The following is a 14,041-nucleotide window of genomic DNA, read 5'->3' as shown; positions in this document are numbered from 1 at the left end:
CTTTTTAGCCTTCACTAGTCTCGGTAACGGTTGGCTCTAAACGATACACTCCATCACCTTCTGCCGTGAAATAGATGTAACCGTCAGGACCCTGAACGATGTCACGGATTCTACCTACACCTTCAACCAGCTTGGTTTCATCCCCTATGTCATTTCCTTCCACATCAAGGTGTGCTATATATGCAAATTTAAGTGAAGCAACTAGCAGGTCGCCTTCCCATCCGGGATACTTGTCACTGTTTACAAAGGTCATACCGGCGGGTGCAATAGAAGGATCCCAGTATAGAATGGGCTGCTCCATACCCGCACGGGCGGTGTCTTCCGCAAATTCAGTGCCGTCATAGTTGATACCATAACTGATCACAGGCCAGCCATAATTATTGCCGGCTTCTATGATATTCACTTCATCTCCGCCTTTTGGTCCGTGCTCATTTGCCCAGATCTCTCCGGTATTTGGATTCATATCCATTCCCTGTGGGTTTCTGTGCCCGTACGAATATACCGCATCAATACCTTCTTTTCCTACAAATGGGTTATCAGAGGGAACCGATCCATCATCATTCAGACGATAAACTTTTCCACCGTCCTTAGTGATATCCTGTGGCAGAACGTCTCTGTTACCACGATCACCAATTGAAAAGTACATATAGCCGTCTCTATCAAATACAATTCGGCTTCCGTAATGCTGACCCCGGGTTGAGTTAGGCTCTGCTTTATATAGGACTTCTGAGTCTATCAAAGCATCATTTTCCAACTTGGCTCTCATGATAGCTGTATTGCTGCCTTCACCTTCTCCGGTACTTGAAGCATAGGAAAGGTAGATCCAGCCATTATCCTCATAGTCGGGATGAAGAGTGATATCCATTAACCCACCCTGACCATTTACCTGAAGGTCTGATGGAATTCCATCGGTGATCTCAGCCACAACTTCACCACCGTTTACACGATAAATTTTTCCACTTTTTTCAGTGACAAGCATATCACCTTCAGGTAAAAAGGCAATGCCCCATCCTATACCATCAATGGAAACTACTTTTTCAGCTTCTACACTTACATCCACCGGTAATTGTTCTATTTCTTCCGGTTGTCCGTTGCAACCCATGCCGGTAAGCATAAGTGAAAGGACTACCAGAGTTGACGTGCTGAACTTTTTGAAATTCATGTTTGACCTCGGTTAATTAGAATTATTGATATAAAAATTGTCGAAACTCATCCACGCCCATATAACCTGTTTTTTTCTTCACAACGTTTCCTTGTGAATCAAGAATGAGTGACGTCGGAAATACATAGGCGCCTTTACTTTGGGCAAATTCCTTAGAGGGAACCTGTTCATTATTGAAAGTGATCATTTCCGTGGAATTTCCGTCGATCCTGACGGGAATATAGTTGGCATCCAGAACCTGACGAACGGTAGAGTCTGGAAATACCTCTCTGTCCATTGCCCGGCAGTAGCGGCAACCTATCTCATATACATCCACAAAAATAAGCTTGTCAGAATCCTGTGCTATTTCCTGTGCTTCGTGTATAGGGACCCAGTCCGGAGAATTATCATTTACCGGAGATTGAACATTGGTCAGGGATATATAGACAAAGATGCCCAAAAATAAACTGACCGCAAAAATAATGATCGATTTCTTCTGCATATATAGAACAATTTCTTAATGAGTGTAATAATACAAAATAATGACTTCAGATTGGCACTAAACGCATTTATTTACAGTTTTATTAAAAACGCTGAAATCATATTTCTTTACCTTCATTCAAAAATAAAAAATTTACAGTTTATGAAAGAAAGAGACTCCTATAAATTGGGCAAAGTTCAGGTTACGATCACCGAAACGGATCGACCCAATAAATTAAACGTGGAGTGCTTTGATGGTGAGTATCGCTCAGAATTCATAGTAAGCGAATACGAATTCACAAATTACAGGAGGCTGATGAATCAACGAATCACTCAGGCTTATAAAAGTGCGGGTAAAAAAGAGGATGAAAATTAGTCGACATATAGGTGCTTTAATTATATAAACTGTACAATTTCGTAGCGTCCGCAAGATCCTGCAAGCGGTTTAGAATCTCATTATCAACTCAATACCCAACACTGCGGGAACCAAAGGACGTTCGAAGGCTTCTATCTCAGGTCCATAGTCGTTTTTCTACAGATAGATCTCCAAATCCTTTAGTATGGTAGTATTCAAAGTATTGGAACATTCCTTAGTGGTATTTGGATGCCCGTCTTTACGAGTATGACGGTACAGTAAGCATTGGGATATTTATATCGATTAATGAAAAGAAAAGAGTCAGATAACTTAATCGTAACTGGAGGGTATAAAAAAAGCCGGTCTTTTTTAGACCCGCCGCTTTGTTTTTTGAATAACTGCTTCCAGTATACGGCAGAGATGCGCCCTCAACCAAATCAAATTTCTTTTGTATAACTAATAGCAAGTAATAGTATATTATTTCTATTTTAACACCCTATTATAATTAATTAAACGCTGTCAATATTATTACACTATGCCAAAAAAGATCGGCGACCTTACCCTTTATTCCGTTGATGATCTGCATGATATCCTCGGAATCTCTAAAATGACACTTCGAACATACCTTCGGGAAGGACGACTTCGCGGACGTAAATTGGGGGTGAGCTGGTACGTCACAGAGCAGGCCATCCGCGAATATTTTGATGAGCCTCAGTCTGAGTCCGGTTCAACACCAAAAAAGAAAAGTAAAGAAGCACGTCGTTATATTGTACAAGGTATCAACGACCTTGTGAGTGAAACGGAAGAATGCGACACCATCGAAGATGTGATCACAACGCTCAAGGAACAAGCTATAATCAGCCTGTTTCAAGTACAAGTGGTTGACCGTGACACCAACGAAATAACAAAAATCATAAAAGCACGAGATTTTTTAGACCAATATGCTAAAGCTTAAAGATACAGGACTGGAAGAATTTTCTTTTGGTGATGACTCTGACGATAAATTCTATATACTGGTAAATAAGAATATCAGTCCCGAAGGGATCGATGTAGAAAAATTGAGTAAAGCCAACCCCATGAAGTTTGATTCAGTTCTCAATGAAATGGGCTGCATCCTCATGCTCAACGGACTGGAGGTTGCCGAACTTTGCATGCGGGGAGAGCTGGATAACGATGATCTTCACGAAAGTATGTTTGAACTGGCGAAAGATGAGGGAATTATCTGATTCATATTTTGTACACTTTTCCGCCCTATTTTCAGTTTGTTGAGCATTAATTTATTCGAGAAATATGCGAGCCCTGGTGGTTGAAGATGAAATACTACTGAACGAGGAACTGGAGGAACAGCTCCTTGAAGAACAGTTTGTCGTGGACACCGCACTCGATTTTCAACAGGCCGAAGATCTCCTTCTGGGCGAGCAATTCGACCTGGTTTTACTTGACCTGAGCCTGCCCGGCGGTGATGGCCTTGATCTCCTTAAGATGATCAAAAAACAACGAAAAACCTCTGATGATACTGCCGTCATCATCCTAACGGCACGCGGTGAGATTGAAGACAGGGTTCAGGGACTCGAACTTGGCAGCGATGACTACCTTTCCAAACCGTTTGCCATGCCTGAACTTAGGGCCCGAATCCATGCCGTATTGCGCCGAAAATTCAAAATCAATGATAATGAGATAACCATTGATGGCATTTCAGTTCAGCTTGACCAAATGAAAGTCAGCTACAATACTTCCATCCTTGATCTGACTGATACCGAATACAAAATGCTGCGCTACCTGTTCCTCAATAAAAACAGGACAGTAACACGGATCGCCCTGGCTGAACATATTTGGGGCAACAAGATCGATGACCGTTTTTCCCTGGATTTTATTAATTCCCACATGAAGAATATCCGCAGAAAACTGGCAGGCCCTGGTGCCCCTGATCTGATCGAAACGATCTATGGCGTTGGATACAAAGTGAAGGACCATGAAACTTAACAACAAGATACTGATCAGCAACTCGTTGCTTTCTCTATTCATGCTGGTGGTAACCGGTTTCGGAACTTATTACGTGGTTAACACAACCATATTTGATGAACTCGATTTTCACCTGCTTCAACATAAATTTGATATTCAGCAGCAACTGCAACAAGACCCGGGCAGTCTGGATGAGATCAGGCGACTTGGAGGACTCGGCTCCTACGAGTGGGTTGAGATCCATGATTATGACGAAAGCATTTCACTCAATTCAAATCACTTTTCCACCATAGACAGCGTCCGATATTCAGAAGTTTCTGATTTAGCTGAGTCATACCGAAAACTAACCACTACCCTCTCAGTTGAGGGAGATCATTATTTACTAGAGATCTATGAAGAAGTAGCTGCGTGGGATAAGATCAGCATGACCGTCATGTTGAGTATACTTGCGGCGCTGTTTATTTGGGTAATTCTGCTTTATGTAGTAAACCAATATGTTTTTGGCAGGATCCTCGCACCCTTCTACGATACAGTGGATAAGCTCGAACAAATTTCCTCCCCCACTCAGGTAGGAAAACCTTTTCCGGAACCGGAGACCTACGAGATCCGCGTGCTGAATAATGCTTTGAACACTATGCTTACGCAAATAAAGTCTTCTTTCGATGATCAAAGAAAGTTTATTCAGAATGCCTCTCACGAATTATTAACTCCACTTTCCATCATTCGTCAGAAAGCGGAAAAAATGATCTCTGATTCTGAAGATCTTAATCACAACAGCATTGAAAGGCTCCATGAGATACAACAAACTGCCGTCAGGCTCACCCGGCTCAGTAATGCTTTATTACTTATAAGTCGCGTTGAAAATAGACAGTTTGAGATGGATGATGAGATAGAAGTCACAGAAGTAACAGAAAAAGTCCTAAAAGAGCTGTGGGATTTTATTGAGATAAAAGAATTGAAAATTGTTAAAAACCTGACTCAAACATTTGAGTTTAATGGCAACAAAGAGCTTATCCATTCTGCCATTTATAATATTATTCAAAATGCCATTAAATTCTCACCTAAAGGAGGTAAGATCTATATCTCTGTTACTAAAAATGAATCAGATAGAACGGTTTTTTCTGTTAGTGATGAAGGACCGGGAATACCTGAGAAAATGATCGGTCAGGTATTCGATCGTTTCAAAAAGGGCGATAAACGGTCAGGGCACAGCAGCTCCAGCCCCGGACTCGGTCTGTCTATCGTAAAAAGTATCTGTGAGCTCCACGGTTGTGAGTATAAAGCCGAGAACAACCCGGAGTTGGGTGTGACTTTCAGCCTGCTTTTCTAATCCTGAGTTCGATTAATGGTTCTCCGGGATTTATAGTGGCCCCTTCAGGTCCGTTCCAATTACTAAACTGTCAACATATTACCTGACACTTACAAAGGTGACAACTCCTTGAACCCTTTATTTAGACTCAGATTCTAAATTCATTTTCTCTACAGATTTGATGATTAGCTTGAGGTGAAATTCAACAATGCTCAAAGTAGGTCGTCATGTTTCAATCTGTATTACTTGTGGTTTTGATGCTTTTTCAAACCGCGCCCGTCTCCACTGATACAACAGATCTTTCGTCCCTAAGTGTACAACAAGCACTTGAGATCGCCTATCGACAGAATCCTCAGATCAACCGTCTTCAGTATCAGATCAGAGCTCAGAAACAACAAGAAGTGTTGAGCTTTGGCATTTCCGATCCTGAACTTACCTATATGAGAGAAGGTATTGAGGGAAGTGAATTTACTGAACAGAGATGGTCTGTTTCACAAAGTATAGAATTTCCACTGACAGGTATTTACCGAATTAAACAGGAACGATCTGCCACCAAATCCCTTGAACTGAAACTTCAGGATCTGAAAAATCAGATCAAATCTGATGTTAAAACGGTATACACACAATTGGCATTCGCCCTTCAATCCGGAAACCTTGCAGGTGAAAGGGTACAGCTTTTTGAGAATTTGAGAGAAGCAGCTCAGGCCCGGGCTGATATGGGGGAATCCTCGGAAATTGACGCCATGCAGGCCGACCTTCAGCTTCAGGAAGCCCGTAACAATCAGGAGACTACTTTCAAAGAGATCATGAATGCACGGTATGATCTGTTTCAAACCATTGGGCTCGATCCTGAAGAACAAACCTATGACATCGGCTTCACCGATACTCTTAGTTATGTGATTGTTGATATCGATCAGGACGATGTAATGGAACGGCTTCAGGATCATCCCAAATTAAAACAAATTGAACGTGAAGTAGATGCCTCGGAATATGGCAAAAAACTTGCTAAAAGTACCTACTTGCCAAACCTGAACCTGAGTTACTATCGGCAAGACTTTGGCAAAAACTATGATTTTTACGGCTTCGAGATCGGGGTAACTGTTCCACTTTGGTTTGCATCCCGCCAATCACCTAAGGTTAAGCAGGCTAATGCCCTTCAAAATGCCACAGAATGGAAATATGAGGATAGCCGGTTGCTCATAAAAAAACAGGCTGAACAGACCTGGCATAGTTACGAATCGGCAAAGAATAACATCGAACGTTTCAGGGAGAATATACAAAGCAAATCCTTAGAGCTCGTTCAAATGACACAAAAGGGATACAGCCTTGGTGAGCTTGATCTGCTCACTTTACTGGAAGCTCAACGAACTTACCTGAGAACACAGGAAACCTACTATCAAACTCTGAGGGATTATTATTTGACGGTGATAGACCTGGAGCGTTACCTGCAAACTGACATTATTTTTAACTAGGACAAGACTACTGCTATGAAAGCACAACCTTTAAATTCCAAAAACCCTATTCCAATAAAAGCTGCAGCCATACTTTTCGTATCCGTATTGTTGGCATTTAGCGGGTGCTCGGAGAGCGCGGACTCGCCCGCTACCGAAGAAACAGGAACCCCTCCTTCATTACGGTCTGAACAAACGGTTCAAAGTGTTAAACTGACTCAGGAACAGGCTGACAATTTAAACATCCAAGTCTACACGGCTACTGCTGAACCTGTCTCATTTTCCATTGAGGCACCGGGTGAAGTTTTTCCCGCACCTGAGCGGATATCTGTTGTAAGTGCCCCGATCGATGGGCGTATTTCAAATATTTATGAACACGAGGGTGAGCGCGTTTCTAAAGGAGATCCTCTGCTGGAACTTGAAAGTCTGGAATTTGCAAACCTTGTTGCCGCTTATCTGGAAGCAACTGCTGAGATCACATATCAACAACAACAAGTGGATCGCCTTAAGGTCTTAACGGAAGACAAGATCAGTCCATTAAGAAACTTGGAACGTGCACAAGCCGATCTGAGACTTGCCCAAACCCGGCAAAGTGCTGCCCTGGCCCGATTGAAGGCTGTCGGGATCACCGAAAGTCAAACCAGGCGATGGGATCCGTTCGCATCAGATCCTAACGCCAAGTTAACGATCTATGCCTCTATTGATGGCGTTCTTAATGAGCACCTTATAGAGATGGGGGAATCAGTTACAGCCTATCAGAAACTGCTGGATATAATCGATAACACTGAGGTACTGGTTCGCGGATTCATTGCACCGGAGGATGCTTATTTCATACAACCCGGTACCTCACTTACCATAAATGAGCGTGCTAGCCGGGAAGGTGTTTCTGCCCATTCTCTCAATGCAACCGTAACTACCATCAACCCGGCTCTGGATCAAAATAACAGATCGGTTGTACTAAACTCGATTGTAACTACAGAGGATAACTGGCCTTTGGTCGGACAAAGCGTACGGCTTACCTATATGGCTAAACCTGAAGAAAGCTCCATCAGCATACCCATTACGGCTGTTCAATACGACCAATCAGACGCTACCGTTTTTGTGCAGCTTTCTGAGCTCGAATATGAGAAAAGAACCGTCAAGATCACACGCATCACAGATGAGCATGCTATTCTTAGCAGCGGGCTTGAGCCGGGCGAAAAAGTGGCTGTCACTCAGGTATTCAGCCTGAAGGCCCTTGAACGATTTGAGCAATTTGCAGACTAACATTTTATCAGCGATACCATGCTAAACAATATTATTGATTTCAGTCTTCGTCAAAAATTCGTTGCCCTCTCGCTGGTTGTTCTGATGGCCGTGGGTGGTATCTTTTCACTGCAGGATATCCCAATTAACTCACAACCGGATGTTACGCCCGTTCAGGTACTCGTTATTACCAAAGCCGGTCGTTATTCTCCCTACGATGTTGAACGTCTCGTTAGCTATCCGATCGAAACCTCAATGAATGGCCTGCCGGATATCAAAGAAGTTCGTTCTATCTCACAGTTTGGGCTTTCAGCCGTCACCATTGAATTTGATGAAGGCACCGATATCTATTTTGCGCGGCAATTGGTGAGTCAAAGAGTACAGAGTATCTCCGGTGAATTACCTGAAGGCGTATCATCTCCTCAATTGGGTCCAATTTCCACCGCTTTAGGTGAGATCGTTCAATATGTAGTAAGAGGGCAAAATCATACTCTCACTGAACTTCGTACCATTCAGGACTGGCTGATCGCACCTCAACTTAAGACGGTTCAGGGAGTTACTGAGATCAACTCTTTTGGCGGATTTGTAAAACAGTATGAAGTTCAGGTGGATCCTGACAGGCTGCGAAATTTTGGGATCGGCCTAAAAGACCTGACTGATGCCATTGCAAACAATAACAGTGTATCGGGCGGTAATTTCCTTGAACATAACCGGGAACAATATATTATCCGTGGTTTTGGGCAGATCAGTGATCCGAAAGATATTGAGGATATCATTGTCAAAGACCTGGATAACCGTCCTATCTATATAAAAGATATTGCTGAGGTAACTCTTGGGCGTCAGCTTCGGCAGGGAGCGGTAACTCAGGATGGAAAAGGAGAAATAGTAACCGGTATCGTTATGATGCTTCGTGGCGGTAACGGTCGCGAGGTGATCGATGATATAAATGTCAAGATCGATGAGGTCAACAAAAGTCTGCCTGAGGGCGTGACCATTGAAAAATTCTACGATCAGTCCGATCTGGTTGATCGTACCACAAGCACTATCATCACCAACCTGGTGGAAGGTGGCTTTTTTGTGATCGCTGTCCTTTTACTGCTTTTGGGTGAGATAACAGGGGCTATCATAGTGGCTTCCGTTATCCCACTATCCATGCTTTTTGCCTTTATCGGGATGGACCAACTCGGACTTGCAGCAAACCTTATGAGTCTTGGTGCCATTGACTTTGGTATGGTGGTGGATGGATCTGTGGTCATGGTTGAAAATGTTGTTCACAGGCTCAACAAAGATAAATCTGACAAACCGAAACTCGTTGTGATCCGAGAAGCCGCTCACGAAGTGGCCCGCCCTATATTCTTCGGTGTCCTTATTATTTTAATGGTATATGTACCCGTTATGACTTTTTCTGGTATGGAAGGAATTCTATTCAGGCCAATGGCCATTACCGTGGCAACGGCTGTTTTCGGTTCCTTGATCCTGGCCCTTGTATATATACCGGCTATGTCTGCCATTGTGTTTAAGAATGGCGTGAAGCTTCGAAAGAACTACGTGATCAACTGGTTGCGCCCACGCTACAAAAAATTCCTTGAGCTAAGTCTCAATAAAAAAACCATTACTATCGGTTCTGCTGTTGTCGTATTCCTCTCTTCCCTGACCTTACTTCCATTTCTTGGAACCGAGTTTTTACCTGAATTGGATGAGGGTTCCATCCTGATTGAACAGGTTCGAATGCCTTCTGTTACGCTGGAAGAATCAGTCCAAAATGCCGATTGGCTAGCCGGAAAGCTCAGTCAAAATATCCCTGAAATCAGAACGGTGGTTCCAAAAACAGGCCGCTCCGATCTCGCTAACGATTGGATGGGTGTACATCAAACAGATATCTGGGTAGTATTAAAACCCCGTGAAGAATGGCGTGACGGACTTTCCAAAGAAGATATCATTGACCTCATCCGACCCTATCTTGAGACTGAACCCGGTCTATCCTACAACTTTACACAACCCATTGCCATGCGGGTAGATGAGCTGACAAGTGGAGTTAAGTCAGACATCGCTGTTAAGATATTTGGTGAAGAACTTGAGGTATTGGATAAGGTTGGGCGGTATATTTCATCCATTCTGAATGATGTTGAAGGAACCGATAACCACTATCTGGAACAAAGCAGTGGTCAACCGTATTTCAATATCGAAATAGACCGCGAAGCTGTCGCTTCATTCGGGCTGAACGTTAATGATGTTCAACGTGTGATTGAGACCGGTATTGGCGGCAGTGTAGCCGGAGAGATCTTTGAAGGCCAGCGTCGATTTGACATCGTAGTCCGTTTACCGGAAAACCTTCGTAATACATTTCAGGATATCATGGAGGTTCCATTACAGCTTCCAAACGGCGGTTATATTCCATTAAAACAAGTGGCCCATATCTATGCTGAAGAAGGACCGCGCGAAATAGCCCGTGAGAATGGCTGGAGACGAACCATACTCGGTATTAATATTCGTGACATTGACACAGGAACTTATGTAGCAAATCTTCAGGAAGCCATTGAAAGTAATATCGATGTTCCTGCCGGTTACTTTCTGCAGTATGGGGGAGCATTTGAGGATCAGCAAAGGGCCATGAATCACCTTTATGTTGTTGTCCCAATCTCACTTCTTATTATTATCGGTCTGTTGTATATGATGTTCGGCAAATTCCGGTTTACCATGCTCATCTTCCTTAACCTCCCTATTGCACTCTCAGGTGGTATTTTCATACTCTGGATGCGCGGACTGTATCTTTCGGTTTCCGCGAGTATCGGTTTTGTTGCCTTATTCGGGGTTGCGGTTTTGAACGGTATTGTACTGATATCTCACCTCAACGATCTTCGAATAAATGGAAAAGGATTAAAAGAGGCCGTTATTCAAGGCTCGGCTGATCGTTTGCGACCTGTATTGATGACTGCCTTAGTTGCCAGCCTTGGCTTCTTGCCTATGGCTTTCAACGTGGGTCCCGGGTCTGAAGTACAGCGCCCACTCGCCTCCGTTGTTATCGGCGGACTTGTCACTTCAACTCTACTCACATTATTAGTACTGCCCACCATCTACCACTGGATGGAAAAAGGGAAAAAATTAGTGGACAAAACTCAGGAATTCTAATCAAACGGAATACGTCATGAATCCCGCACATTTACATCTTATCGTTAATCACATTCCCATCTTTACAACTGTGATCGGAATCTTCATCCTGATCTGGGGCATGTATAAAAGTAGTTCGTCTATTCGCAATATTGCTTTTGTATTGTTCATTTTCGGAGCCATCGGCAGCTATGTAGCCATAGAAACCGGCGAGTCTGCTGAAGATATCGTGGAAGAAGTTGCTACTGTCTCTCACGATGCCATTCATGATCATGAAGAAGCCGCAGAATTATCTTTGTGGTTCGCAATTGTGATGGGTTTGCTCAGCATTGCAGCTTTAGCTGCCAAAAAGCTGAACCTCAGGTTTGAAACCGGTTTACATATCGTGATACTGGTAACGGCACTGATAACCGCCGGTATACTTATGTATGTGGCTTACGAAGGCGGAGAGATCATGCACACTGAAGCCTACACTGAGCAAGTTCAGTCAAACAATTAATCAAGCTTAAAAGGTGAGTTTTTCATCCACCAGTGCCAGGCTCTCAATAGGCAGATGACTGTCTTTCCGTCGTTGATCTCACCGTTATGAACCATTTCAACGGCTTCTTTGAAAGGCATTCTGTGACGTGTCACAAATTCGTCGTCATCTACTTTTTGGGGTACTGCACCCAGGTTCCATGCCACATAAATGTGAATGATCTCATCAGAATAACCAATGGCAGGACAGAAATGCCCCACATAGGCAAGGTTCTCAGTTGTAACACCGGCCTCTTCCTCTAATTCCCTCACAGCTGTTTTATCCTGAGATTCTCCGGCATCAATTTTACCGGCCGGCACTTCCCAGAATATCTGATCCATTGGGTAGCGGAATTGCCTTATCATCATGATCTCTCCGTTCTCATAAACAGGTACTACTGCACAGGCTCCCGGATGTTTTATCCATTCCCGTGAAGAGACTGTGCCATCAGGAAGTTCCACATCATCGTAAAAAACGTGTAAAAGCTTTCCCTTAAATATCTCTTTAGAATTTAGCTTATTCTCTACCAGTAATTTATGGTCCTTCATATTGGTTTTAGAGTATTAATGACTGTAAATTTGGTGGGCAATATCGCAAATAAAAACAAGGTTTGGCTACAAAAATCAAAAATATAGACGGGAAAAAAGTGAAGGTGACCGGTCGAGTTATGACCTGGTCGAATATGATCTCCTTTTCCAGAATTCTGGTGGCCTTTCCTATCGTATATTTACACTACATTAACGATTATCAGGTTAATGCCACCATTGGCATTCTGATCTTTTACGGCGTGATCTCAGATTATCTGGATGGTTATATCGCACGAAAAACCAACACTATTTCGGAAATCGGGAAGATGATAGATCCTATTGCCGACAAATTATGTGCATTGGTATTGTTTATCTATACTGTGTGGATCGGATGGATACCGTTATGGTTCTTGTTGCTTGCTATGTTCCGCGATATATCCATCATGCTAGGTTCATATTTCATTAAAAGTAAATATGATAAAGTGGCGATGGCTATTATGTCGGGCAAGATATCAGTGAATGTATTGGCACTGTACTGGATCTCTGTGTTCTTTTTCCAGGAAGCCACGAACGTTCACATGTTTTTACTGGCTTGTTCGGTAACCCTAATGGTTATATCGTGGATAGATTATTTTAACCGCTACCGCCTCATTATGCGCGGAGCAAAATTCAATTAGTTTGATACATGGGATTTCTAGAAAAATTAGGACTTAAGAAAAAAGAAAAGCTGGATGAAGGCGTTCAAAAAAGCCGGGATGGCCTGCTTAATAAGATCGGAAAAGCCTTTGTCGGCAAAGACAAGGTCGATGATGCTATTTTGGACGATCTGGAAGAAATACTGATCACTTCTGATGTCGGTGTAAATACGACCATAGAGATCATCAAGAAAATTGAAGACCGTGTAGCAAGAGACAAATTCGTTACACAGGATGAATTACAAACCATGTTACGGCAGGAGATCGTTGACCTTCTAGAGGACAACGCCCCTGATAAGCCGGCAGAGTTTGATGCCGAATTCCCGGTCAAACCACACGTAATCCTGGTGGTTGGTGTTAACGGGGTAGGTAAAACAACCACTATCGGTAAACTGGCGCATCTCTACAAAAAAGCAGGGAAAAATGTGATATTAGGTGCTGCTGATACTTTCCGTGCTGCCGCTGTAAATCAATTAAAGATCTGGAGTGAACGGGCAGATGTTCCGATCATACAACAGGGTCAAAATGCTGACCCCGCTTCTGTTGCCTATGATACCGTTGCTGCAGCTAAAGCTCGAAGCGCCGATGTTGCCCTCATCGATACTGCCGGTCGCCTGCATAACAAAAAAGCTCTCATGGAAGAACTTGCCAAAATAAAGCGTGTGATGGGTAAAGTAGTTGATGGCGCCCCACATGAAGTCATCCTGGTACTGGATGCCTCAACAGGACAAAACGCTATGCAACAAGCTAAAGCATTCACCGAAACGGTAGACATCACCGGTCTGGCTCTCACAAAACTGGATGGCACAGCTAAAGGTGGCATCGTGATAGGCGTTTCAAATGAATTGAATGTACCAGTAAAATACATTGGCCTGGGAGAGCAGATCGAAGACCTTCAGGTTTTTGATCGTGCTGACTTTGTCAACGCATTATTTGGTGAATAATAAATCCGGAATTAATCGGCTTGTAATGTAACGTTTTTGCCCGTGGCGTCTCTTATTTACTACAACCTGATATAGCAGGCACCATAATAATTAGTATATAAATTGGCATGCTTCCTGATGAACAGATTCCTAATAATAGATTATTGGATCACATACAGGCACAACTATTATTTATAAAATGCATTTACATTTATGTATTTATCCTGTATTTCCATCAACTTTGCCACCATCATCGTCATCACCGCCACCGGTTTCATTATCTTCGTCAGGTGATTTATAATTAATATTATACTTAACCGTATCCTTC

At 43.0% G+C, this 14,041-nt stretch carries 14 protein-coding genes; 11 read left to right on the top strand and 3 right to left on the bottom strand.

Features of this window, described 5'->3' with window-relative positions; genetic code table 11:
* Positions 1-4 precede the first annotated feature (4 nt).
* Positions 5-1,162, bottom strand: coding sequence for a PQQ-dependent sugar dehydrogenase (locus ACKGJO_RS12575; RefSeq protein WP_411323791.1), 1,158 nt, complete (start codon positions 1,160-1,162; stop codon positions 5-7).
* A 22-nt stretch (positions 1,163-1,184) separates the two neighbouring features.
* A complete protein-coding gene (locus ACKGJO_RS12570) occupies positions 1,185-1,643 on the bottom strand; it encodes a thioredoxin family protein (RefSeq protein ID WP_411323790.1) in 459 nt (152 codons plus the stop codon).
* A 141-nt stretch (positions 1,644-1,784) separates the two neighbouring features.
* Between ACKGJO_RS12570 and ACKGJO_RS12565 the strand changes: the two genes are divergently transcribed.
* The 9 genes from ACKGJO_RS12565 (at position 1,785) to ACKGJO_RS12525 (ending at position 11,550) form a co-directional block, all read left to right on the top strand.
* Positions 1,785-1,997 (top strand): hypothetical protein, encoded by a 213-nt coding sequence (locus ACKGJO_RS12565; protein WP_411323789.1) that lies wholly within the window; start codon positions 1,785-1,787, stop codon positions 1,995-1,997.
* A 514-nt stretch (positions 1,998-2,511) separates the two neighbouring features.
* Positions 2,512-2,931 (top strand): helix-turn-helix domain-containing protein, encoded by a 420-nt coding sequence (locus ACKGJO_RS12560; protein WP_411323788.1) that lies wholly within the window; start codon positions 2,512-2,514, stop codon positions 2,929-2,931.
* Positions 2,918-3,202 (top strand): hypothetical protein, encoded by a 285-nt coding sequence (locus tag ACKGJO_RS12555; RefSeq protein WP_411323787.1) that lies wholly within the window; start codon positions 2,918-2,920, stop codon positions 3,200-3,202. Before ACKGJO_RS12560 ends, ACKGJO_RS12555 begins: the two co-directional genes overlap by 14 nt.
* A 64-nt stretch (positions 3,203-3,266) precedes the next feature.
* Positions 3,267-3,959 carry a response regulator transcription factor gene (locus ACKGJO_RS12550; RefSeq protein ID WP_411323786.1) on the top strand — a complete coding sequence of 231 codons (693 nt, stop codon included), beginning with the start codon at positions 3,267-3,269 and terminating at the stop codon, positions 3,957-3,959.
* Positions 3,949-5,268 (top strand): sensor histidine kinase, encoded by a 1,320-nt coding sequence (locus ACKGJO_RS12545; RefSeq protein ID WP_411323785.1) that lies wholly within the window; start codon positions 3,949-3,951, stop codon positions 5,266-5,268. The genes ACKGJO_RS12550 and ACKGJO_RS12545 overlap by 11 nt, the downstream gene beginning before the upstream one ends.
* Before the next feature lie 206 nt (positions 5,269-5,474).
* Positions 5,475-6,719, top strand: coding sequence for a TolC family protein (locus tag ACKGJO_RS12540; protein WP_411323784.1), 1,245 nt, complete (start codon positions 5,475-5,477; stop codon positions 6,717-6,719).
* A 15-nt stretch (positions 6,720-6,734) separates the two neighbouring features.
* Positions 6,735-7,964, top strand: coding sequence for an efflux RND transporter periplasmic adaptor subunit (locus ACKGJO_RS12535; protein WP_411323783.1), 1,230 nt, complete (start codon positions 6,735-6,737; stop codon positions 7,962-7,964).
* Positions 7,965-7,982: 18 nt separating this feature from the next.
* Positions 7,983-11,072 carry an efflux RND transporter permease subunit gene (locus ACKGJO_RS12530; RefSeq protein WP_411323782.1) on the top strand — a complete coding sequence of 1,030 codons (3,090 nt, stop codon included), beginning with the start codon at positions 7,983-7,985 and terminating at the stop codon, positions 11,070-11,072.
* A gap of 16 nt (positions 11,073-11,088) precedes the next feature.
* Positions 11,089-11,550: a DUF2231 domain-containing protein gene (locus ACKGJO_RS12525; RefSeq protein ID WP_411323781.1), complete on the top strand. Its 462-nt coding sequence runs from the start codon at positions 11,089-11,091 to the stop codon at positions 11,548-11,550.
* On the opposite strand, the gene ACKGJO_RS12520 is transcribed toward ACKGJO_RS12525, so the two are convergent.
* Entirely contained in the window at positions 11,547-12,116 is a 570-nt protein-coding gene (locus ACKGJO_RS12520) for an NUDIX domain-containing protein (RefSeq protein ID WP_411323780.1), read from the bottom strand. The genes ACKGJO_RS12525 and ACKGJO_RS12520 overlap by 4 nt on opposite strands.
* A 62-nt stretch (positions 12,117-12,178) precedes the next feature.
* Between ACKGJO_RS12520 and ACKGJO_RS12515 the strand changes: the two genes are divergently transcribed.
* On the top strand, positions 12,179-12,772 hold the full coding sequence (locus ACKGJO_RS12515) for a CDP-alcohol phosphatidyltransferase family protein (RefSeq protein ID WP_411323779.1): 594 nt from the start codon (positions 12,179-12,181) through the stop codon (positions 12,770-12,772).
* Between the two features lie 8 nt (positions 12,773-12,780).
* Positions 12,781-13,734: a signal recognition particle-docking protein FtsY gene (ftsY, locus tag ACKGJO_RS12510; RefSeq protein WP_411323778.1), complete on the top strand. Its 954-nt coding sequence runs from the start codon at positions 12,781-12,783 to the stop codon at positions 13,732-13,734.
* The last annotated feature ends 307 nt before the right edge of the window (positions 13,735-14,041 follow it).

The organism is Gracilimonas qinghaiensis, assembly GCF_046602855.1.
Lineage (GTDB): Bacteria > Bacteroidota > Rhodothermia > Balneolales > Balneolaceae > Gracilimonas.
The sequence above is the reverse complement of the archived record's forward strand: the minus strand, read 5'-3'. Positions and strand labels throughout refer to the sequence as shown.